The sequence below is a fragment of the Microcoleus sp. Pol8_D6 genome, assembly GCF_036700965.1.
Lineage (GTDB): Bacteria > Cyanobacteriota > Cyanobacteriia > Cyanobacteriales > Microcoleaceae > Microcoleus.
In genome coordinates this window covers 191,360-211,772 of the sequence record NZ_JAUBPW010000003.1, presented here as the reverse complement: position 1 = coordinate 211,772, position 20,413 = coordinate 191,360, and the positions used below count along the sequence as shown (strand labels likewise).

General features: G+C 46.0%; 16 protein-coding genes. 9 read left to right on the top strand and 7 right to left on the bottom strand.

The window, feature by feature from the left end:
- Positions 1-353: 353 nt before the first annotated feature.
- The 3 genes from QUA10_RS02695 to QUA10_RS02685 all read left to right on the top strand — a co-directional run bounded on the left by QUA10_RS02695 (position 354) and on the right by QUA10_RS02685 (position 5,583).
- A complete protein-coding gene (locus QUA10_RS02695) occupies positions 354-3,644 on the top strand; it encodes a DEAD/DEAH box helicase (RefSeq protein ID WP_333080754.1) in 3,291 nt (1,096 codons plus the stop codon).
- A gap of 96 nt (positions 3,645-3,740) precedes the next feature.
- Entirely contained in the window at positions 3,741-4,565 is an 825-nt protein-coding gene (locus tag QUA10_RS02690) for an SWIM zinc finger family protein (protein WP_333080756.1), read from the top strand.
- 238 nt (positions 4,566-4,803) lie between these two features.
- A complete protein-coding gene (locus QUA10_RS02685) occupies positions 4,804-5,583 on the top strand; it encodes a photosystem II S4 domain protein (protein ID WP_333080757.1) in 780 nt (259 codons plus the stop codon).
- A gap of 182 nt (positions 5,584-5,765) precedes the next feature.
- Here the strand turns inward: QUA10_RS02685 and QUA10_RS02680 are convergent, their stop codons facing one another.
- Positions 5,766-6,551: an SDR family oxidoreductase gene (locus QUA10_RS02680; RefSeq protein WP_333080759.1), complete on the bottom strand. Its 786-nt coding sequence runs from the start codon at positions 6,549-6,551 to the stop codon at positions 5,766-5,768.
- 95 nt (positions 6,552-6,646) lie between these two features.
- Here QUA10_RS02680 and QUA10_RS02675 point away from each other — a divergent pair, with 95 nt between their 5' ends.
- A complete protein-coding gene (locus QUA10_RS02675; protein WP_333080760.1) occupies positions 6,647-7,981 on the top strand; it encodes a hypothetical protein in 1,335 nt (444 codons plus the stop codon).
- Between the two features lie 72 nt (positions 7,982-8,053).
- On the opposite strand, the gene QUA10_RS02670 is transcribed toward QUA10_RS02675, so the two are convergent.
- From QUA10_RS02670 to QUA10_RS02660, 3 genes are all read right to left on the bottom strand, one after another.
- Entirely contained in the window at positions 8,054-8,290 is a 237-nt protein-coding gene (locus QUA10_RS02670) for a 2Fe-2S iron-sulfur cluster binding domain-containing protein (RefSeq protein WP_333080761.1), read from the bottom strand.
- Between the two features lie 68 nt (positions 8,291-8,358).
- Entirely contained in the window at positions 8,359-9,825 is a 1,467-nt protein-coding gene (gene cobQ, locus QUA10_RS02665) for a cobyric acid synthase CobQ (RefSeq protein ID WP_333080762.1), read from the bottom strand.
- Positions 9,826-10,154: 329 nt separating this feature from the next.
- Positions 10,155-11,774, bottom strand: a complete 1,620-nt coding sequence (locus QUA10_RS02660) for a Ycf66 family protein (protein ID WP_333080763.1) — start codon at positions 11,772-11,774, stop codon at positions 10,155-10,157.
- A 372-nt stretch (positions 11,775-12,146) separates the two neighbouring features.
- Between QUA10_RS02660 and QUA10_RS02655 the strand changes: the two genes are divergently transcribed.
- Positions 12,147-12,329 carry a hypothetical protein gene (locus QUA10_RS02655; protein ID WP_333080764.1) on the top strand — a complete coding sequence of 61 codons (183 nt, stop codon included), beginning with the start codon at positions 12,147-12,149 and terminating at the stop codon, positions 12,327-12,329.
- Between the two features lie 367 nt (positions 12,330-12,696).
- Positions 12,697-13,134 carry a DUF6918 family protein gene (locus QUA10_RS02650; protein ID WP_333040283.1) on the top strand — a complete coding sequence of 146 codons (438 nt, stop codon included), beginning with the start codon at positions 12,697-12,699 and terminating at the stop codon, positions 13,132-13,134.
- Positions 13,135-13,253: 119 nt separating this feature from the next.
- Here the strand turns inward: QUA10_RS02650 and QUA10_RS02645 are convergent, their stop codons facing one another.
- The 3 genes from QUA10_RS02645 to QUA10_RS02635 all read right to left on the bottom strand — a co-directional run bounded on the left by QUA10_RS02645 (position 13,254) and on the right by QUA10_RS02635 (position 17,785).
- Positions 13,254-14,756, bottom strand: a complete 1,503-nt coding sequence (locus tag QUA10_RS02645; protein WP_333080765.1) for a HoxN/HupN/NixA family nickel/cobalt transporter — start codon at positions 14,754-14,756, stop codon at positions 13,254-13,256.
- 263 nt (positions 14,757-15,019) lie between these two features.
- A complete protein-coding gene (locus tag QUA10_RS02640) occupies positions 15,020-16,426 on the bottom strand; it encodes a tetratricopeptide repeat protein (RefSeq protein WP_333080766.1) in 1,407 nt (468 codons plus the stop codon).
- A 144-nt stretch (positions 16,427-16,570) separates the two neighbouring features.
- Complete coding sequence (locus QUA10_RS02635; RefSeq protein ID WP_333080767.1) at positions 16,571-17,785, bottom strand: DUF4331 domain-containing protein; 1,215 nt, start codon at positions 17,783-17,785, stop codon at positions 16,571-16,573.
- Between the two features lie 621 nt (positions 17,786-18,406).
- On the opposite strand from QUA10_RS02635, the gene QUA10_RS02630 reads away from it, so the two are divergent.
- From QUA10_RS02630 to QUA10_RS02620, 3 genes are all read left to right on the top strand, one after another.
- On the top strand, positions 18,407-18,976 hold the full coding sequence (locus QUA10_RS02630; protein ID WP_333080769.1) for a sigma-70 family RNA polymerase sigma factor: 570 nt from the start codon (positions 18,407-18,409) through the stop codon (positions 18,974-18,976).
- A 144-nt stretch (positions 18,977-19,120) separates the two neighbouring features.
- On the top strand, positions 19,121-19,741 hold the full coding sequence (locus QUA10_RS02625; RefSeq protein ID WP_333086163.1) for a cupin domain-containing protein: 621 nt from the start codon (positions 19,121-19,123) through the stop codon (positions 19,739-19,741).
- 194 nt (positions 19,742-19,935) lie between these two features.
- Positions 19,936-20,409: a DUF732 domain-containing protein gene (locus QUA10_RS02620; RefSeq protein ID WP_333086162.1), complete on the top strand. Its 474-nt coding sequence runs from the start codon at positions 19,936-19,938 to the stop codon at positions 20,407-20,409.
- The last annotated feature ends 4 nt before the right edge of the window (positions 20,410-20,413 follow it).

Sequence of the window (20,413 nt, the reverse complement as noted above, 5' to 3'; positions counted from 1 at the left end):
AGCCGGATGCGGTGAAAATCGCACGTCCGGATCTAACTGAGAGGTGCGGAGGGTAATACCTCCCATCGACTCAACCAAACCCAATTTTTGGGTAAGAAGACTCGGCGGTTGAAACCGCATCTATCAAGTCAAAACCCGCAGAGGCTGGTTAAAGAGGACTCGGCGGTTGAAACCTCGTCTCCACAAGCAAAACCCGCCGACGCGGGTTAAAGATAGCGCGGTAAAATTACGTTATTTTCTTTAGTCCGCGGAGGCGGAGATCGTTTGTATAGCAGCGGTTTCAACCACCTTCTTATCTTTTCCCGCTAATAGATGATATGATAGGCTGCCAAAGGTTGCGTTTGGTATGACCTATGAAAATCCTCCACGGCACTTGGATTCCTCAAATAGAAGAGAGTTTTGTTCAAGGTGGAACTTTTTGTCTTTGGGTTGAAACCACTCAAAAGAAAAAACAGCCTGCTAAGGTTCATCCCCGACAATTGGAGACGGCACAGTTAAGAGAGTTTCTAACGAAAGAAGCCGGGATTCAACTGCCACCAGTCAGCAATACAAGTGCGATGGGGCGAGAATACGCGATCGTCCCTCGGTATTTTTTACTGCCCACTGCCGACAACCAGCCGTTGCCATCTTTAGAACTAGCGCGATATTTAGAGACAGAGTTACCCGAAACATTTGAGTTGGAGTATTGGCAAGTTGATTGTGTGTGCATCGCCACCCACACTTTGACTAAAGTATTGAACGATCTGCATTTTTTTGCCCTCTACGATGTAGCAGAAGTTCAGTTTGGTTCAGACTTGCTATTTTGGTATCACTACACCCAAAATTTTAAGCAAATTGTTCTGAAAGATCATTATATTCCGGCGTTGCGTTATCGAGAAACTGCTCCGATCGCGATCGCACCCATCGAAACATCTGAACCCGCTGAGAAAGCCACGCGCGGGCGTAAGAAAGCGGGCGAGACAAAAACCAAAACAACTGCAAAAACTCCAAAAACACCTGCCAAAATTGCACCCAGCTTTGAGATTTATCCGGGATGGGAAATTGTTTCAACACAGTACGAAACTGATTTACAACGCTATGTTGAATGGATGCCTTTAGTTTGTGTGTCCGGTTTTCGGAAGATCCAGCTACAAGATACACCAAAGTTCTACGATCGCGAACGGTTGCTGCGGCATTTTTCCGAGTGTGCGATCGCGGAAATTGTCACTCAAACCCCCATTCCAGCATCGTTTGAAAATAAGATTGCGGATTCTTTACTGCAAATCTGCCTCAACCAAACACGAAAAATCGCGCGAGTAAGCCTTGAACAATATCGGCAATGGCAAACCTGGCGCGATCGCATTACGCGCAATCAATCTGCTGATTCATTCTCCCTCTGCTTTCAACTACAATCCCCCGAAAACCCCGAACAGCCTTGGGTTTTAGAGTTTCAGGTGGCTGCGAAAAAAGACCCATCTCTGCGGATGCCGTTGCAGGATTATTGGCGATCGCGATCGACTCAACAAAAACAGTTGCAAACACAATTCGGAGACAACTTTGAGCAACATTTGCTGACAAATCTCGGCTACGCTGCCCGCATTTATCCCCAACTTTGGCAAGGGCTAGAAACCGACAAACCCGTTAACATTACCCTCAGCTTAGATGATGCTTTCACCTTTCTCAGCGAGTCCGCTTGGGTATTAGAAGATGCCGGATACAAAGTGATTGTCCCCGCTTGGTGGACGCCGAAGGGACGGCAGCGGGCGAAGATTCGCCTGCAAGTCAAAGGGAAGGGCAGCAAGAGCGCTGCAATCAAGGGCAAAGGATTGTTTTCGGCGGATTCCTTGGTGGAATATCAATATGAATTGGCGATCGGGGGTGAACGGGTTAGCGAACAAGAATGGCAGGCGTTAGTAAATAGCAAAACACCGCTGGTGCAGTTCCGAGGACAATGGATGGAACTGGACAAAGACAAGATGCAGGAGATGTTGGAGTTTTGGAAAAAACATCGCCAAGAACATCCCGATTTAAGCCTAATTGACTTTATGAAGTTGACGGCAGAAGGAGAAGCGAGCGAACAGTTGGAGGTTGAGCGCGATCGGGCTTTATCGGATATGTTGGAGAAGCTGAACGATAAGAGTCGGTTAGAGTTAATTGCAGATCCAGCAAAGTTTCAGGGCAAGTTACGGGATTACCAAAAGCGCGGCGTTTCTTGGTTGAGTTATTTGGAAAGTTTGGGATTAAATGGCTGTCTTGCCGATGATATGGGTTTGGGTAAATCGGCGCAGGTAATTGCTCGATTATTGCAAGAGCGGGAAATTTTATCTACTACAAAAGAGACAGAAAAGAAGACAGAAAAAGCGATCGCACATTCGGTTCTACCCACGCTGCTAATTGCGCCCACTTCCGTAGTTGGTAACTGGCAAAAGGAAATGGAAAAGTTTGCTCCAGAATTGCGATCCCTCATCCACCACGGCCCTCAACGTTTGCAAGATGCCAAAGCATTCAAAGCCGCCGTCCAAGGTTGCGATATGTTGATTACTTCCTTTACCTTGGTGCGAAAAGACGAGAAACTGTTGAGCAGCGTAGCGTGGCATCGCGTGGTAATTGATGAAGCGCAGAATATTAAAAATCCGAAAGCGGCGCAAACCAAGGCGATTTTAAAGTTACCCGCTACCCATCGACTGGCATTGACTGGAACACCCGTGGAAAATCGATTGCTGGATTTATGGTCAATTTTTAATTTCCTCAATCCGGGCTATCTGGGCAAAGAGGCACAGTTTCGGAAGTTGTTTGAGATCCCGATTCAAAAAAATGCGAGTCGCACGCAATCGGCAGCGCTCAAAAAATTAGTAGAACCCTTTATTCTCCGGCGCCTGAAAACCGATAAGTCGATTATTCAGGATCTCCCCGACAAAGTTGAGCAAAAGCTCTACTGCAATCTCACCCGCGAGCAAGCTTCGCTTTATGAAGCAATTGTCAAAGAGGTAGAACAAGAAATTGACGCGGCGGAAGGGATGAAGCGCAAGGGGATGATTTTGGCGACACTGCTGAAGCTGAAGCAAATTTGTAACCATCCGCGCCAGTTTTTGCAGGATGAAAGTGAGTTTACACCAGAGCGATCGCACAAACTGGAACGGCTGATCGAGATGATTGAGGAAGTCAAAGCAGAAGGCGAAAGTTTATTGGTATTTACGCAGTTTACAGAACTGGGAAGCGCGTTGGAAAAATATATTAAACAAACGCTACATTACAACACTTACTACATCCACGGGGGAACGAGTCGCGAAAAACGGGAACGGATGATTTCAGAGTTTCAAGATCCAGAGTCTGAACCTTCGGTATTTATTCTGTCACTGAAGGCGGGCGGCGTGGGAATTACGCTGACAAAAGCCAATCACGTGTTCCATTTCGATCGCTGGTGGAATCCGGCGGTGGAAGATCAGGCGACGGATCGGGCGTTTCGGATTGGACAGGAAAAAAATGTGTTTGTGCATAAGTTTGTGGCAATTGGCACGTTGGAAGAAAAGATTGACCAAATGATTGAGGACAAAAAGAAATTGGCAGGGTCAATTATTGGTGCGGATGAGTCGTGGTTGACTGAGTTGGATAATGAGGCATTTAAGAAATTAATTAGGCTTAATAAAAATGCGGTTCTAGATTAGGAGAAACAACATAAGAGAGGGAGAGGGGGAGAGGGGGAGAGAGGGAGAGGATTTTTGATTGTCATCGAAATATACAATTTAAATGCAGAACAGCTTATGTCACAATTTACTCGGACTTGGTGGGGAAATAAATTTATCGATGGGCTGGAAAGATTTACCGATTCTGGACGACTCGGAAGGGGACGTTCCTATGCCAGGAATGACAAGGTAAAAAGCTTTAAGATTAATGATGGCTTAGTGATGGCAGAAGTAAGGGGGTCGGTAAATCCTTATTTTGGGGTTTATAAGGAGCCTCTGTACAAAACTAAAATTGAGTTTGAGCCAATTAGTCAGGCAAAGTGGAAAGTGGCGATCGCCCAAATGGCATCAAAAGCCAGCTTCATTTCCCGGCTGCTACTCAACGAAATGCCCGACAATATTGAAAAGGCTTTTGCACCCCTCGGATTGCACCTTTTACCCAGCAGCCGCGAGGACTTTAAGACTACTTGCTCTTGCCCAGACTATAGCAATCCCTGCAAACATATTGCCGGAGTTTATTATTTGGTGGCGGCCGAATTGGACAAAGATCCATTTTTACTGTTTGAATTACGGGGGCTTTCTAAGGAAGTGCTGCACCGGGAATTAGCAAAAACGCCTTTGGGAATGGCGCTTTCTGCCGAGTTAACGGCGGATGCAGCGGCCCCTGTGGCGGTGGATTCCTATTACACGCAGGCGATCGCCAGTGAGGCGCAAACGGTCAGCCTGAAAGAGTTTTGGCATGGTGCGAAGCGATTACCGCAGACGATTGAGGTGGCAGCGCAGAGTGGTGTAAGTGCGATCGTGGTGAAGAAACAGGGAGATTTTCCACAGTTTTGGCACAAGGATGGTTCGTTTATTGAGGCGATGGAAGAGTTGTATTTGCGGGTGAAGAAGAATAAGTAATTGGGTGGACAATTTTGCTGCCATACTCGATCGAACTCTTGCAAAAACTTTAACTCGAAGATTTCATCGATTTGGTACAATAATCGTGCTCATCATATCAGCTTTACCAGCAACTAAAATCATACGATCGTTATTTGATGATTTTAGACTATAATTAAGTTAGTGCGACTGTTAAAAAAGTAGACTTTTTAGTTACAGCAAGCTTTGGCAATTGCAAATTAGAATCTAAAATTGACTGATGTTACCAAGAGAAGAACTGTTAAAAGGCATTGAAAACCGCGAATGTGTGGCGCGGGCGATCGACCAAGCGGAACAAGCAATTAAAACTTGGGAAGTTACTCTGACTGATTTTCTGTCGCCTCCAGAATTGGCGGACACTCTGACGGTATTTAAGCGCTTAACAGACGTGGAATTAGTGGCTTGGGGCGGCTACCCGCAAGCTGAAAGACAAAGAATTGCGATCGCGCGATCGGATATCCCGATCGACTCTGGTAGCGTTAACGTTGCGGCAGTAGAAATCGCTGGCAATTTCTTGTTCGATACAGCTTCTCACCGCGACTTTTTGGGGGCGATGTTGGGTACGGGAATTGTCCGGGAGAAAACTGGCGATGTGATTGTTTTGGGAGAACGCGGCGCCCAAGCGATTGTCATGCCGGAGATGGTAGAGTATTTGGAGATGAGTTTGCAGCAAGTGCGATCGGTTCCTGTGCAAACGCGGCGCATTGAGTTGAGCGAACTCAAAATTAGAGAACCCAAAAAGAAAGAAATGACAACCGTTGAAGCATCCATGAGATTGGATGCTGTCGCCTCCGCTGGATTCGCAATGTCTCGCAGCAAAATGGCCGATTTAATTGGCAGCGGTGACGTGCGAGTTAACTGGAAAGACGTTACTCAAGCTAGTTATAATGTCAAGTCGGGAGATTTAATTGCTGTTACCGGCAAGGGAAGATTGGAAATTGGAGAAGTTGCGGTTACTAAGAAGGAACGCTATCGAGTCCAGTTAACTCGATATTTGTAATTCTCGGAATTAGTAATTGGGAATTGGGAATTAGGAATTTTTCCCCTGTTCCTTTTTCCCAATCTCGGCTAAATGGGTTAAATCTCGTACACAATCTGTTGCCGAACTTTCCTAGAACCCACCTCGGTTAAATCCGTTAAATCCCGTAGATAGACTACTTCCTTGCCGAACTTCCTTCGTAATTAAGCTTTCGCCCGAAACACCTTTTCTACCGACTTCACCAAAAGTTCTCGCGGCATCAATCGAGGCATATTGGCGATGATTTGATTGGGAATTCCCCCTGTCACAACATGAGACTCATTTTTGTCTAAAGCTTTGAGAGCATCTCGCACTACTTCCGCTGCGGGAACGAGTTTTTGCCCGCTACTGGATGCCATTGATTTAGGAAATTCAGCTACTGCGAAAAAGTCCGATTCGGTCGGCCCTGGACAAAGGCACAAAACGCGAATTCCTAAATCTTTGTTTTCCGCCCAAAGTGCCTCGCTGAAACTCAAAACAAAGGCTTTAGTAGCTGCATACATCGACAAGTACGGCATCGGTTGAAAAGCTGCGATCGAACTAACATTGATGATACTTCCTGCTTTTCGCTGCCTCATTCCCTGCAAAAACAAGTGCGATAGTTCAACTAATGCTACAATATTTAGTTGGACCATGGTTACTTGTTTGTCAAGCGGGCGATCGGCAAAAACACCGTAATCACCAAAACCCGCATTGTTCACCAACAAATCAACCGTCCAACCTTTTTTAACAACTGCGTCAAATACAGCAGTTCCAGCGGCCGGTGCGGTCAAATCTTGAACGATAATTTCGACTAAAATATTGAATTCCTGTTGCAGTGTAGCAGCTAGCTGTTGCAATTTGTCTTCGGATCGAGCTACCAAGATTAGATTGTGCTGGCGTTTGGCTAATTCGGCGGCAAAGGCTGCACCAATTCCGCCAGAAGCACCGGTGATTAAAGCAGTCGGCATGAAATTAATTCGGATATTTGATGTGGGCTTTATATATTTTAACAATTATTTACACGGGAACCTGTAAAATAATTAAAAGGGAATAGGTGAGTTTTATGGCGCGTCTTACCGATCGAGCTTTTGAAATTTTGCGGGCCGAAGTTGACAAGTGCGCGGCGGCTGATAGTCTAGCCGGTGATGTCTACCGACGGATGGTAATCAAGCGGTTGGAGAAATTACGCTTGCAAAACGGCACTTTCGCCTCAATAGAAGAAATCCGCGATACCTTCAAAGACGAATTTCCCAACTTCAGCGAACAAGCTCTCAAAGCTGCCGTCAAAGCCAACCGCCCGCCCGGATTGTTCGGTAAAATCATCTTTGCTGGGAGTTTGCTGGGAAGTGCTGCAGGGATAATTTGGCTGCTAAATCTACCTTTTCCGATGATTCGCTGGCCCGTGGCGAAAACAATGCCGATATTGTTGCTGCCGAGTTTTATGAGTATGGATCACAATTACCGCCAGGCGATCGCCCTTGTGGAACAATCCGATCAACTAATCAATAAAGCCACGGCTGTCGCTGATTTTGACTTGGGCGAAATTAAAGCAAAAGAGGCGCAAAAACACCTCGACGCCTTGCCAGTTTGGTTTTTAGGTTATTATCCACAAACCTACTGCTCTTTTTTCGGCTGCCGTTGGCGGTTTACAGTCGATGAATTTCAAGCCGCCCGCAAAAATGTGGGGCGGATGGAGGCTCAGATTTTCCAGCAAAAAAATGCTTTTACTCAGTTAAATCAAGTCGAACAAACGCTAAAGGCCGCGAAACAGGAGTATCAGCAAGCCAAAACTGCTGCGGATAGACAAAAAGCGACGGTAAATTGGCAAAGTGCGATCGACCAACTCAATCAAATTCCCGCCGAAACCCTCGCAGGAGAAACGGCTAAGAAAACACTCAAAGCAGCAGAAAGAGACTTTCAAGCAATGGGCGGCGTCGCCACCGGTTCTGTGCAGGCTGACAACTTAATTGAAGCTGCTAAAGAATTTGCTCTATCCGCCGCCGTCGCCTCCCAAAAGCCTCCCCATCCCGCGGCACAGTGGGAGCAAATAGCAGAATTGTGGCAAGAAGGAATTAACCGACTAAAATTGATTTCTGTCGATAACCCTGGTTATCTCGACGCTCAAACTAAACTCGCTGAATATCAAAAAAATTTAGGAATTACCCAGATTAGACTGGAAGCAGAAAAAGATTCTGCCAAAGCCTTGCAAGAAGCTAAAAGCTTGTTGGCAAACTTGCAAAAAGATGTGAATTCTCAAAATCCCGGTTACTCCCTCAGCCAGTTGCAACAAATTATCAATCAATTAGAATCTGTCAAACCCGGCACAACGGTTTATCCCGAATCCCAAAAATGGCTGCAATCGGCTCGCAAAAAACAGCAAGAATGGCAAAAAAATTAGTCAGTTGTCAGTTGTCCGTCAACAGTTAACAGTTAACAGTCAACAGTCAACCGTCAACCGTCAACTAACAAATTACCAAGTCGGGTCAACATACAGATTAATTGTCACTTGCTTCTTCCCCGAAGGGATGCCTGAAATACAAGCACAAATCGTATCTCCGCCATCAATTTCTACTTCGCAAGCGTGACAAGAACCCATGAGACAGCCAGTAGGAATAGAAACCCCTGCACGTTTGGCTACATCTAATAAAAGCTCTCCCGGTTCAGCTTGAACTGTCACGTTATCAGGTAAAAAACAAACTTTTGTCATTGAATTTGAACCTCAACTCTAATAAACAATAATCAACAGTCAACAGTCAACAGTCAACAGTTAACTAATTAACCTAAAATATGCTTGATATCTAAATGCTTTTCCACTGTATCTGCTAGAGAGTCTAACAGAGCTTCTCGGTGTTCTCTGTAATTAGGAATACCAGTAGGCAAGGCGCGGAGTCCCCGCTGCTGCCGCAAGTGATTTAACCAAGCTCGCCGCCAAGCTCCGTTGTCAAAGATGCCGTGCAGGTATGTACCCCAAATTGATTGAGAAGTATTGACAATGCCTAAACTAGCATCGTCAAATAGCGGTTGAGTCAAATCTGACTCTAGGATTTGTGTTTTTCCTTGATGAATTTCGTAACCGGAAACTGGCAAACCCGGTTGAGGATAGTTAGATGTTACGATGCGTTGGCGGGCAATTTTGTTCGGTGCCATCGCAGTTTTCAAAGGCAGCAATCCCAATCCTGGAAATTCTCCCCTTTCTCCCTCCACGCCTTCTTTATCCGTGATACTTTCTCCCAGCATCTGAAAGCCACCACAAACTCCCATGACTGTACCGCCAGCTACTAAATAATTTTGAATAGCTTTTGCCATACCTGTTTGGCGCAGCACGTGCAAATCGGAAATTGTAGTTTTAGAGCCTGGTAAAATTACGGCGTCTGGATGGCCTAAATGGTCTTTTGGGCTGACATATTTGACGGTGACGGAAGTTTCCGACTCTAAGGGGTCAAAGTCGGTAAAATTGGAAATTCGGGGCAGGCGGATGACCGAAATATTTATGTCGGTTTGAGAATTGGGAGAACGTCGATCGAGCAAATCGAGAGAATCTTCTGAGGGAAACACTTCGTCTATCCAAGGAATCACCCCAACTACCGGGATTCCAGTCCTTTCTTCTAGCCAAGTCAGACCCGGATCTAAGATCGATTTTTGTCCTCGAAACTTATTAATAATGAATCCTTTAATTAAAGCTCGTTCGTCGGGATCGAGCAATTCCAAAGTACCGATGATGTGAGCAAAAGCACCGCCGCGATCGATATCAACTACTAGCAAAGTTCGAGCTTTTAAATATTTAGCTACCCGCATATTTGTTAAATCGCGGTGTTTGAGATTAATCTCAGCAGGGCTGCCGGCTCCCTCACACACAATCATGTCAAATTCTTGCTTGAGAAATTCTAAAGATTCCCGAATAGCTTGCCAGCCGATATCGAAATACTGCTCGTAATATTGAGATGCTCGCACATTGGCGATCGCCCGACCCTTGACAATTAATTGAGAAGTCATGTCTCCTTGTGGCTTTAGCAAAATCGGATTCATTTCTACCCAAGGTGCGACGCCCGCAGCCCAAGCTTGCACTGCTTGAGCGTAACCAATCTCTCCGCCGGCCGCTGTGACATAGGAATTCAGTGCCATATTCTGACCTTTAAACGGAGTTACCCGCCAGCCTCGCCGAGAAAAGATTCGACACAAAGCTGCCACGAGTAAAGATTTCCCTGCGTGAGATGTTGTTCCCACGACCATAATTGCTTTCATAATATTAAGGGAGAAGGAAGTTCGGCAACGCGCAGTGTAAGGGATTTAATATCTATTCCGGTTACACCGTCCGTGATTGTTGATTGTTGACTGTTAACTGTTGACTCGGAGTCTAAAAACTAAATGGTTGAGTGTTAACTGTTGACTCAATTTTATTATCCCGATGCAATCGGAAACCACATAACGGATTTAACGGATTTAACCGATCGATGTTGAGGACTGAAGTCAAGCGTGAAGGAAGAGGGCAGAAGAAAAAAGTAAGAAGTAAAAAGTAAGAAGGCAGAAGGCAGAATAAAAAAAATTCTGGTTTCTACCTTTTACTTTCTGCCTCAAGATGACGGCTGATCTTCGCCGGATACCTTCTCAGACTTGGATTCAGTGGCCGGTTTAGCAGTTTCGACTAGATTCGGATCGGGGTGATTCGGGGGACTCAATTCAGTTTTTTCTGCCTCAGAAGAGAGTTCTTCACCTGTAGATTCGATCGAGATCACTGATACTGAAACCGTTTCCACCTGCACGCTCAACCCAGGTTCTCCCGGTACTTCTATCTCTACAGGCTCTGCCATTTCCACCACAGTCATTTCTATCGATACTGCAGGGGCTTCTGCTTCCGGTACGCCTGCTGCTGCTTCCGGTTCACCAACCGCAGCCAGCGGTGTCTGGGTTTCCAGAGATACAGCAGGGGCTTCTGCTTCTAGTACGCCTGCTGCTGCTTCCGGTTCACCAACTGCAACCAGAGGTGTCTGGGTGTCAGCAGACGATCGATCTTCGATCGGAGTTTCCCCTATTTTGTCAAAACTCGCGATGTCTGCCGCCATCAACTCGGCCATTGCTTCAACATCGGTGGGAAACGGCACTCCAAGGCTTGTTTCCACAACTGTGTTGCTACTTTCGGCTGCCACTTCCGCAGCCGCCTCGGCTAATTCGGATTCGAGAATTTGGTCGATCCCCGCTGCAGGAGTTGCCGTTATTTTAGATTCAGGTGCGATCGATTCTGGAGTCACTGAAGGTTTTGGCGTCTGCGGAGTTGCATCAGACTTGTTTTTACCCGCACCTCTTCCCAACATACCGCCGAGACTATTTTTGATATTGCCGAACAGACTTGCGAAACCGCCGGATTTTTTAGCTGGTTTAGGAGGAGTTGGGGCCGCCGCTGCCGCTGCCGCCTGCGACTCTTTAACGGCTGTCCTCCATTCTGTTTCCTCGTCAAAATCATCGGCTTCTGGCTGCTGTGGAGGTTCTGGCTGAGCCTCTGCTGGCTCCACACTTGGTGCAACGGCTATTTCTGAAATTTCTAGAGGTAGAGGTAGAGGAGTGAAGCTGCTGGCTAATTCTGCTGGGGTTGGTGAAGTCTCAGCAGCAGGAGTTTCGACTGAAAACACTGGTATTTCTGCAATTGCAGGTGGTTTCGAGTCGGGAATTTTCAAGTCAGGGGCGAGCGCACTTTCGGCCGTCGGCTCGATCGAACTTTCGGCAATACTTTCAGCTATGGGGGGAATCGCCGGCTGTTCCTCTAGCTTTACCTCGCCCTTATCGAGAGTGGGTGCTGGAACCACATCAGTTTTCGGTTTGGGCGATCGAACAAACTTAGGTTTTTTCGCTGCTGCGGGTTCTTTTTTCTTGGTAAACAAGCCAGCAAACGGCACGCCTGCTGCCGCCAAATTCGCCGACTGAGGAATCGGCGTTTGCTCAGCAACCGGTGTCACCTGCCGGCGCAAAGTCAGAGTTTCCCAGGCAAACCAGCCCAACATCGCCACGCCCGCCATTTGACCAAGCAGGAGAGCACCAGTAATTCGTCCCGCACAAGCCCATAAAATTAACGCATAAAAAAGCCCTACCCCGCTCCACGTAAAATCACTTTTGCGGTGCACTTCTGGAAAAAAGAAGGCCGCCATGTAAATACTGAAGCTGCCTAGACCGACCGCCAACGCCAGAATGTATGCAAGCATATTGTCGGTACCTCCGCTGTGTCAAATAACTTCTACGCGCTAATTCTACCTTTGACAGAGACTCAACGGCTTCTTTCTCTAGGACAATTCTTGATTTTTAGGGAAGTTTGGCAATGCGCCGTGTATAGGATTTAACACGTTCAACGGATGTTGACGCCAGAAGTGCGAGTCAAGATTTCCCAATCTTCCCCACACCCCCTATTTCCCACACCCCCCTATCCCCACACCCCCTATTCCCATCACCCCCTGCTCAGTGGTGATAGATGTCACTTAAACTATGCCCGTGCGATCGCACCAAGGGACTGAGGATGTTTATATGTTGTAGGTGTAAGAGGAATTATGCCCTAGGGCGTATGTATGGGAGACAATGCCATGTTAGAAAAACTATTATTAGCTGCCGGCTTAACCTTATCGCTTCAAATATTTCCCGGACTAAGCACTTCCGCGCCGTTACCGAAAAATTTGGTATTGCGATCGAGCGATCGGCCGGCTCAAACCCAGAAACTTCCGATCGTTGCAGTACCTGCAGGCATCCAGCCGAATGTCCAATCCTAATGATACGTGCCAGCTCATACGTGCAAATGCGATCGGACTTAGGCAGAGCCTTTCTAATATTTTTTTCGAGTTCTTCTCTTTATGTGAGTGTTCACAACTCATCAGTTTGTAGTAAGGGCTTTAGTCCTCATTAATATCACCTAATAAGGACTAAAGCCCTTACTACAAACCGTAGGCCAATAATTAGTATATCGAACATTAATCCCCATAAAATACTAAACAAATCTCAACATCAGGTTGTCTTATAGAGACATTCAAACCTTAAAAAACTTGGGAAACCTTGAGTAAAGGCTCAAAATAGATATATGATGTCAAATTAAGCTTAAAGCTAATAAGCACATTGACTATTAAATCAAGGAAAGTGAAAATGGGACTTAGTGATATTCTCTTGAATGAAAACCACAGAGAAACTTTTGTTGATGACTGTGTAAAGTTGATTGACCAACAAGTTGCTGCAGCGTCAGGATTGGGTGGTATGGCTCTTAAAGCTGCCTACTCTACTGTCAAGGGGATACGGGCTGACTATTGCGCCCAAGTCGTCGATCAACTTCTGCCAGAAATCTCGATCGCACTCGATCCGATGTGGACTGAAGCCGTAAACAATGGCAACCCAGTCGAATATTTTGCTCAAAGAAAAGGTGAAGTAGCAGACGAATTGCTCCAGATAAGTGACAAAAGGGTCGAGAAAAGCACAAGAGGGATGGTTAAAGGCGCCTATGCCAAACTCCGCCCCTCAGCTAAGACTTACGTAGAAAAGGGAGTACCGGATTTAGCCCAAATTATTAATAAACATAGTGCGGCCTGATAAGTGAGCAACGGCTAAAAAACAGGATACCAGATACCCGGATTCTTCCAGAAATCGGGTATCTAAAAGCAGACTTATTCGTAAGTTTGCAGTTAGGAGAAAGAGTCCTAATTTTATGCTTATCCATTGCCAATTACCCACTGATTTGCAGCAAATATTTTCAACATCGCCTGTCCGGTAATTCCCAACCCCAAAAACATTACAAACATCGCACTAATCGTCGGCAGAAATTTAACTGCTGTTATCTGTTTTGGCAGTTTATCAAAATTTCGTTTGGCATAAACTAAGATTAATCCGATCGCACTCAGCACTAAAGCCAATCCCAAACTAAACACTACCACTAACGTCATTCCCAAACCAACATTGCCCAAAGCCGACGCGCTCAACAGCATCACCAAAGCGGAAGGACAAGGCAACAAACCGCCGGAAATTCCCAACGCTAATAAGCTTTTCCAAGTAATAGCAGAACCGTCAGCACCGGGAGGCAAATGCGAGTGAATCCGGCCGTCTCCGTGATGGTGGTAGTGGTGAGGTATATCGGCTTTTACAGGCTTGAATTCTCGCTCCCAACTTCCTCGACTCAAAAGATTTACTGGTTCTTCACATTCCGCAGCAAGGACTTTACTCCTTAAAAACCAGTTTTTATTAAAAATTTTAGTTTTGATTTTTTGGATAACTTCAGTCCTCACTACCAACCTAGTCTTAATTTTGGATAAGAGTAAGTTTAACCCGATTACGGCTACTAATAAACCAGAGATTAAACTCAGCCAAGGATCTAATTTTTCCGCGTCGATTAAGTTAGAAGCAAACAAAGTAATTCCGCCCACAGCAAACACGCCGGCAGTGTGAGTAATTGTAGTGGTCGCTGCTAGAAATAAAGCGTGTACCGGAGTAGCCCGCGAACCCACTAAATAAGCGCCGACTATGGTTTTTCCGTGTCCGGGCGACATCGCGTGCACGCATCCCCAAGCAAATGCTCCCGCTACTGCGAGCAGAAAACTCCAACCGGAATCCCAGATAGATTCATTTCCGGCTAACAAAAAGTCGCGGTTTTGCGGCGTAAACACAAAGCTTTTTACAGCACCCGCTTGTACAATCGTAGCTTGGCAGCTAGCTGTCGGAACTTCTGGCAAAAACAGATTGTAATTAATCCGCAATTTCTCTGGTTTGGAGATGGAAATTGAGTCAGCTAAATGGGGGGTTTTATCTTGAGAAGGTGCGGGCCAGGTGTATTCTAAAATTAAGGTGCTGTGGGTATTGGGCTGCTGGATAACACTGGCGGTTTTAGCTGCTATGTCTAGCGGTGTTATGGCTACTGATCCTTGAATGTTGCTACTGTTGGTCAGGTGGATTTGTTGGCTGAAAAACTTTTCTAGCTGTGTTTGGTGGGTGCGAATTTCAGCAGGTTGTAGCTGGCTGTCTCGATTGTCGTCGGCGAAGTTTGTTAAGCCTGTTGGGAAAGTTAATGTTATTTCGGTTTGCAAATCCTTGACTACTATTTCTGCTACGGATAAGTCTGACCAGTGGGAGTAAACTGGTCTGGTTGAGGTTGTTAGTAAGAATGAAAGTGTTACGAAAAATAGGATGAATAATTTTGATATTCGGTTAAGTTTGTACTGCATAAATACCTGTTTTGTTAGTAATTTTCGGATGAATTATTTGTTTTTGTTGTGATTTTTCCGGGGCGCTTACCCGCAAGCCCGCCGGGGATTGAAATCCCCGTCTCATAGCGAAAGTCGGTTGAAACCGACTGAATAGCTAATCAAATTCAACAATTGTGCATTTCAGTTCTATGCAAGAGGACTTAAGCTTTTAGCCAGGGGTTGAAACCCCTGGCGGATTGAGGGAATGGCGAACTTTGCAGAATGGCTGCTATTAGTTAATCTCAAAATTCATAACTTCCCAAACCCAATGCTTGGCGGGATCGATCGTCAAAACTCGGGTCAATTTCCTTGGACTTTTGAAAATAAGCGCGAGATTCGGTATCCTTACCTAAAGTCCGGGCGATCGCACCAGCCCGGTAAAACATCCCCGCATCCCGAATCCCCGATCGCACTATTTCGGCCATCACTCGATCGGCCTTTTGCCATTCCCCAGCGGCGGAAAGCGCCCAAGCCAAAGTATCCAGCGTCACCGCATCCCGCCGAATTTTCACCTCCTCCTGCATTAACGCCAGCGCTTCCGTGACATCCTGCGATCGACCTTTTTCCAGCAGCAAACTTGCCAAATCCCTGCGGTGGCCAAAACCCCCAGATCCAGAAACCTGTTCCTGTCGCAGCCCAGCTTCTGCTTTGTCACGAAGTCGCCGGGACTCGATCGCATCTCCCTGCAAATCCTTCACCCTCGCCATACCGCGATCGACAATGCGATCGAACACAGTCTCAACCCCGCCAGAATACGCAGAAACCTTGCTGTAATAGCCTTCCGCTTCCCGATAATTGCCCTGCCGCGTCTCCAAATCCGCCAAATAAATCAGCGCCAGCGGGTATCGTGGCACCAACCGCAGCGCCTCCAAAAACAGCGCTTTAGCCTGCACAAACTGCCCACGACGCGCGTAAAATCGACCCAAGAGCGATCGGGCCCGCGCCGAACCACCAACCTCTCCCGGTTCCTCCGCCACCATTGCTTGGCGGTAATCCTGCAAAACCTCAGCATCTCGGCCCTGAGACTCTCTCACTAAAGCTCTCAAAGTGAGGGAACCCAAGTTCGGAATCCGGTTAACTAAAGCTTCTGCGGCTGCATTTGCCTCGCTCACTTTTCCCATCGCTAAGTGAGATGTAACTGAAAGGGCGATCGCATCTTCATTGTCAGAACCCGCCTGTTTAGCAAAGCGCAAAGCAGTAGCAAAATCGTGTCTGGCTTCGGCAATTCGAGCTAAAACTAACAGCGCACCTTGGTTGTCAAAAGGCAAATCGGCGATCGACCTTTGAGCCGCTTGTTCTGCCAATAAAAACCAACCTCCCTCCCCTGTTGCGCGAGCCATTTTTAAATAAGATCCCGCCAGCGCCGCCCGGTTCAAACCGCTGCGGGAATCAACAGCCAATCGCTGCTGGTAAAAAGTAATCTCTTGCTGAATAGCTTCCTTTTGATTAGGATTATTTCTCAAATTCTCCGAGAAATGATAGCGGTAATTAGCATCTAGATTTTTGGAACTTTGGCTAGAAAAATTATCTAAAATAACACGCAAATTAGGTGGTAAATTCACTACTACCATGCCAACTAAAGGAACGACTATCAGCAGCCACCACGACAAAATATCCGATTTTATTTCCGGTTTGGTTTTAGTTTTCATACATCCGCGTTAATCAGCGTTCATCTGCGGTTAAAAAAAGCATTTTCTATCAGTCATTAGCCAATAAGCAATGATTAATAACTAATGATTAATAACTAATGACTAATGACTAATGACTAATGACTAATGACTAATGACTAATGACTAATTAGGCAAAGCCAAATAAGGAAAATTCCGTTCTAAAGGTTTGTGTCCCTGAGCCGGATTTCCCGGAGTTCCGTTATATGAAACATTATCGCCAACCGGAGAACCCACCAAAGCTCCCAGAGTAATATCAATAACATCGTCCATCAGCATACGACCTCCGATCAAGCTTCCTTGAGCATTGGTCGCGCTAGCGTAACCGCTAGTTTTTGTGGTATCGATCCGCATGACATCGGGTAAGAAAGCTCCGGCGATCGCATTTGGATCGACATTATCCCGACCGTCCAAAAGATCCACAGCATTCAGAGTAGCAACAGCTTCCTGACGCACCGGAGCTGCTGCAGCGCTTAAATCAGATCTCGGAGGAATATTATTGAATGCTTCCAGATAAGCGGGAGTAACTATTAAACCCTCATTAATTGCAGGTCTGGCCAAACGCTCGAATTGTTTGAAACCGCCAGCTCCGTCTCTGATAGAAACAGTTGACCAAACATCAAAAGTATTCGCCGCACTTCCTGCTTGCAAAAACGCTTTCGGAACGCGCACGGCAATTGTATTGACGTTGTAACCTTTAGTAAAGTCAACCGCTTGATTCGGTTGCTTAAAAGCAGTGCGCGGCCCTGTTCCCAAAGCTGCAGCGCGAACTCGGAAAAATTGTTCTACATCAAAGAAAAACGGGTCTTCCCGTAAACCCGCAAATACAGTCAAGTTAGAACCGCCCACAGGTACTGTATTCAAAACAGCATTAGAATTCAGCGGAGTTGTGGCAATTAGCCCGCCGTTAACTGTAGCCTTAGTAGTTGTCTCCGAGCCGTTGCGAACAACAGTTACAGCTACCGCTTGCATACCTTGATTGTTAGGCGGACTGAAGGCAAACCGCAAGATAATATCCGAACGTCCAGTAGGTGTAGAATTCACGTCACCTACTTGCGTGATGTGAAATTGGTAGAGGGCTGTAGTGCTGAAATAATATTGATAACGGGCTACAGACCTGGGATTTGAATTCATGGTAAATACTAAATCCCCGTCTGCAGCCCCGGAGTTTTGGTCTTTTTCGCGATATACATACAGGTCAGTTAAATTGACCGCGCGACCTTTGATATCTACTTCGCCGTCGTCGTGGTCAGAAGCGACAATTATCCCTGGAGTTAATAGAGCAATTAGAGCTACTTCAATAGCTAGTATGGTTCGGCGAATTTTTTTTGTGAGCTTCACAGTTAGCACCTTTATTTCAATGAAATTTTTGCACAAATCAATGGTAAATAACCCGCCTTCGCGGGTTTTACTTTTGTAGCAACAGGTTGAAATCTGTCAACCTGTCGGGCTTTTGCGCTATTGCTGAGCCTTCTCCTATTGGTGGTATACGAAGGTTTGGCAATTTTGGATCTGTGCTGCCAGACTAATTTATGTAAAAAAGTGGGTAAGTAAGGATTTACTCGTTCCCGGACTATTCTTGGAAATGCCCGATCGGAGACACATCCTCCCTCGCTCTACAAGAAACAGAGCATCGCTTATATGGGTTTCCAGACTCTTCTTGGGAGCGATCGAACAAAGCTTGGGAACGAGTGAATGGCGCGGTTTTGACTCTTCACGCTCAGGGATTTTTTCGTTCTGCATAAAGCGGATTGGTAAGTCTCCAAAAAATCACTAATTAGGTGGTAAAATCCAAGATGACTTGGGATTTTTACAATTCAAAGCACGACAAAATTAGCCTGAAAAGGCATCCTCCAGCTTGTACCCCCAACTTCAAACTTACAATTATGTTCTGTAGTGATATACGTCGAATTGTTAATTTTGGATCTGTGCCGTCAAAACAAAAATTTTGGGTACACTGAAATGACAGGCCAGAAGTCAGGCGATGAATCGCTGCTTTTAGTGCAGATTGCCCGGAAAGACCAAACGGCATTAGCTAAACTTTACGATCGCTACGGTCGCCCAAGTTACGCTCTCGCTTACAAAATCCTGGGTTCGGTAGAAGAAGCTGAAGAAGTGGTAATCGATGTTTTTTCCCAAATTTGGCAAAAAGCAGCAACTTACGATCCTTCTCGCAGTCGAGCAGATACGTGGTTGTTCATGCTGACCCGCAGTCGTTCCCTCGATCGGCTCCGAGCGATTCAGCGAACAGTCCGGGCTGCTGAAGCTTGTCTCGAAAATGCTAAAATACCCATCTCTAGCGTTGCAGAACCGATGGAAGATGCAATGTTTAAAGAACGCAGGGAACAAGTCAAAGCAGCCTTAGAAAAACTGCCAAAGGAACAGCAAGAGGCGATCGAACTCGCCTACTACCAAGGGCTGACTTGCGCGGCGATATCAGCTAAAACTGGTATCCCGACAGGTACAATTAAAACCAGAATTCGGTTGGGTATTTCCAAATTGCGTCAAGCTTTGAGCGAACATTTTTTTTAGATGGTCAAAAAACAAAATTTAAGTTGTTTAACCTCAATCTAAAATTATGGCCTCTCCAATCATCCATCTTGAGTGCGAGGGCAGCAGACCAATTTCCAGTTTAAAATCAACCTAGGCTGAATTACAATTAATGGCGGAAAACAGATGGAAATGATGCCAGACGAGGAATATAAAATCCTTGCAGCCCTTCAAGCTCTCGATATCCTCGACGAGTCAGAACGCGGCGCATTTGCAGAGAAATTGAAAGAGTCCGCAGAACTTACAAGTGAATTAGCTGCTTTGGAATCAACAATTGCCGCGATCGCCTACACAGCCCCCCCAGTTCCAGTCGCCCACGACCTCAAAAACCGCCTGTTACAGCGCATAGGCGAACTGCCACCAACCCAGGCAGAATCAGCCAATTTAAAGCCAATTGTTACCTCTCCAACGGAGAACAATGCTCCATCTTTAATCGTGCGATCGAATGATGTCAAATGGAAATCTTATGGAGTTCCGGGAGTCTCATTTGGCAAGCTTTATATTGACAAAACAAATCGCCAAATTACCTGCTTGCTGCGACTCAAACCGGGAGTAACATTTCCCCTGCACCGACACGCTGCCTCGGAGGAAGTGTTTGTATTAGAAGGAGACTTAATTGTAGAAGGGGAAATTTGCCATGAAGGCGACTACATTCGATCGGTTCCCGGTTCCATACATTCCTCCCTCACACAAGGGGGATGTTTGCTGTTAATGAAAACTTCCATAGACAACGAAATGCTCATCTGATAATATTATGTTTGTTGAATTACCGACAGCTTGGAGGGCGGGTTTATGTAGATTTTTAGTTAGAATTACAGATTGTTGGTGAAACCAGCCCCTACAATTATTTTGGTTAATTTACCAGACACGCTCTAACTCAAAAACACCCGTCTTGCTCCGCATTGTGCGGTTAAAAATGCCAAATATATTACATAATTCCCATGCTAAATTACTCGCGTTTAACTGCTGTTATGTCCGCCGTTATTATACAATTTCTACCGAGCAACCAAAGCGCGATCGCCCAAGAACGCGAAGGATGTTTTCTTGTTAATTCAGTGGGAGAAGTAATTAACTTAAATTTGTTGTGTTCGCCTCAAGAATCCGACATTAAGCTGACAGGAAACGATGGGAAATTTCTCGAAGACTACAAACGCTTAGCAAAAAGTTACTCTCCCGAAGCAACGGATAATTTACTGCAAGCCATCCAAAGGGCACCTGGTCAAAAAATTGCGGCCGCTAAAAGAATGTGTGCGGAAGCAAAATCGGGAGTTTCTCTGCCGGAAGTTAAATTAAGAGCGATCGGGCAAGCTGTCAGTATCGAAAATCCAACTGTCAAAGAAAGTTTTCTGGCGGATGCCGATATTATTACTACTCTTGCCGCCAACCATTATTGCCCGGAGTTAGCCAGTAAGTAATATC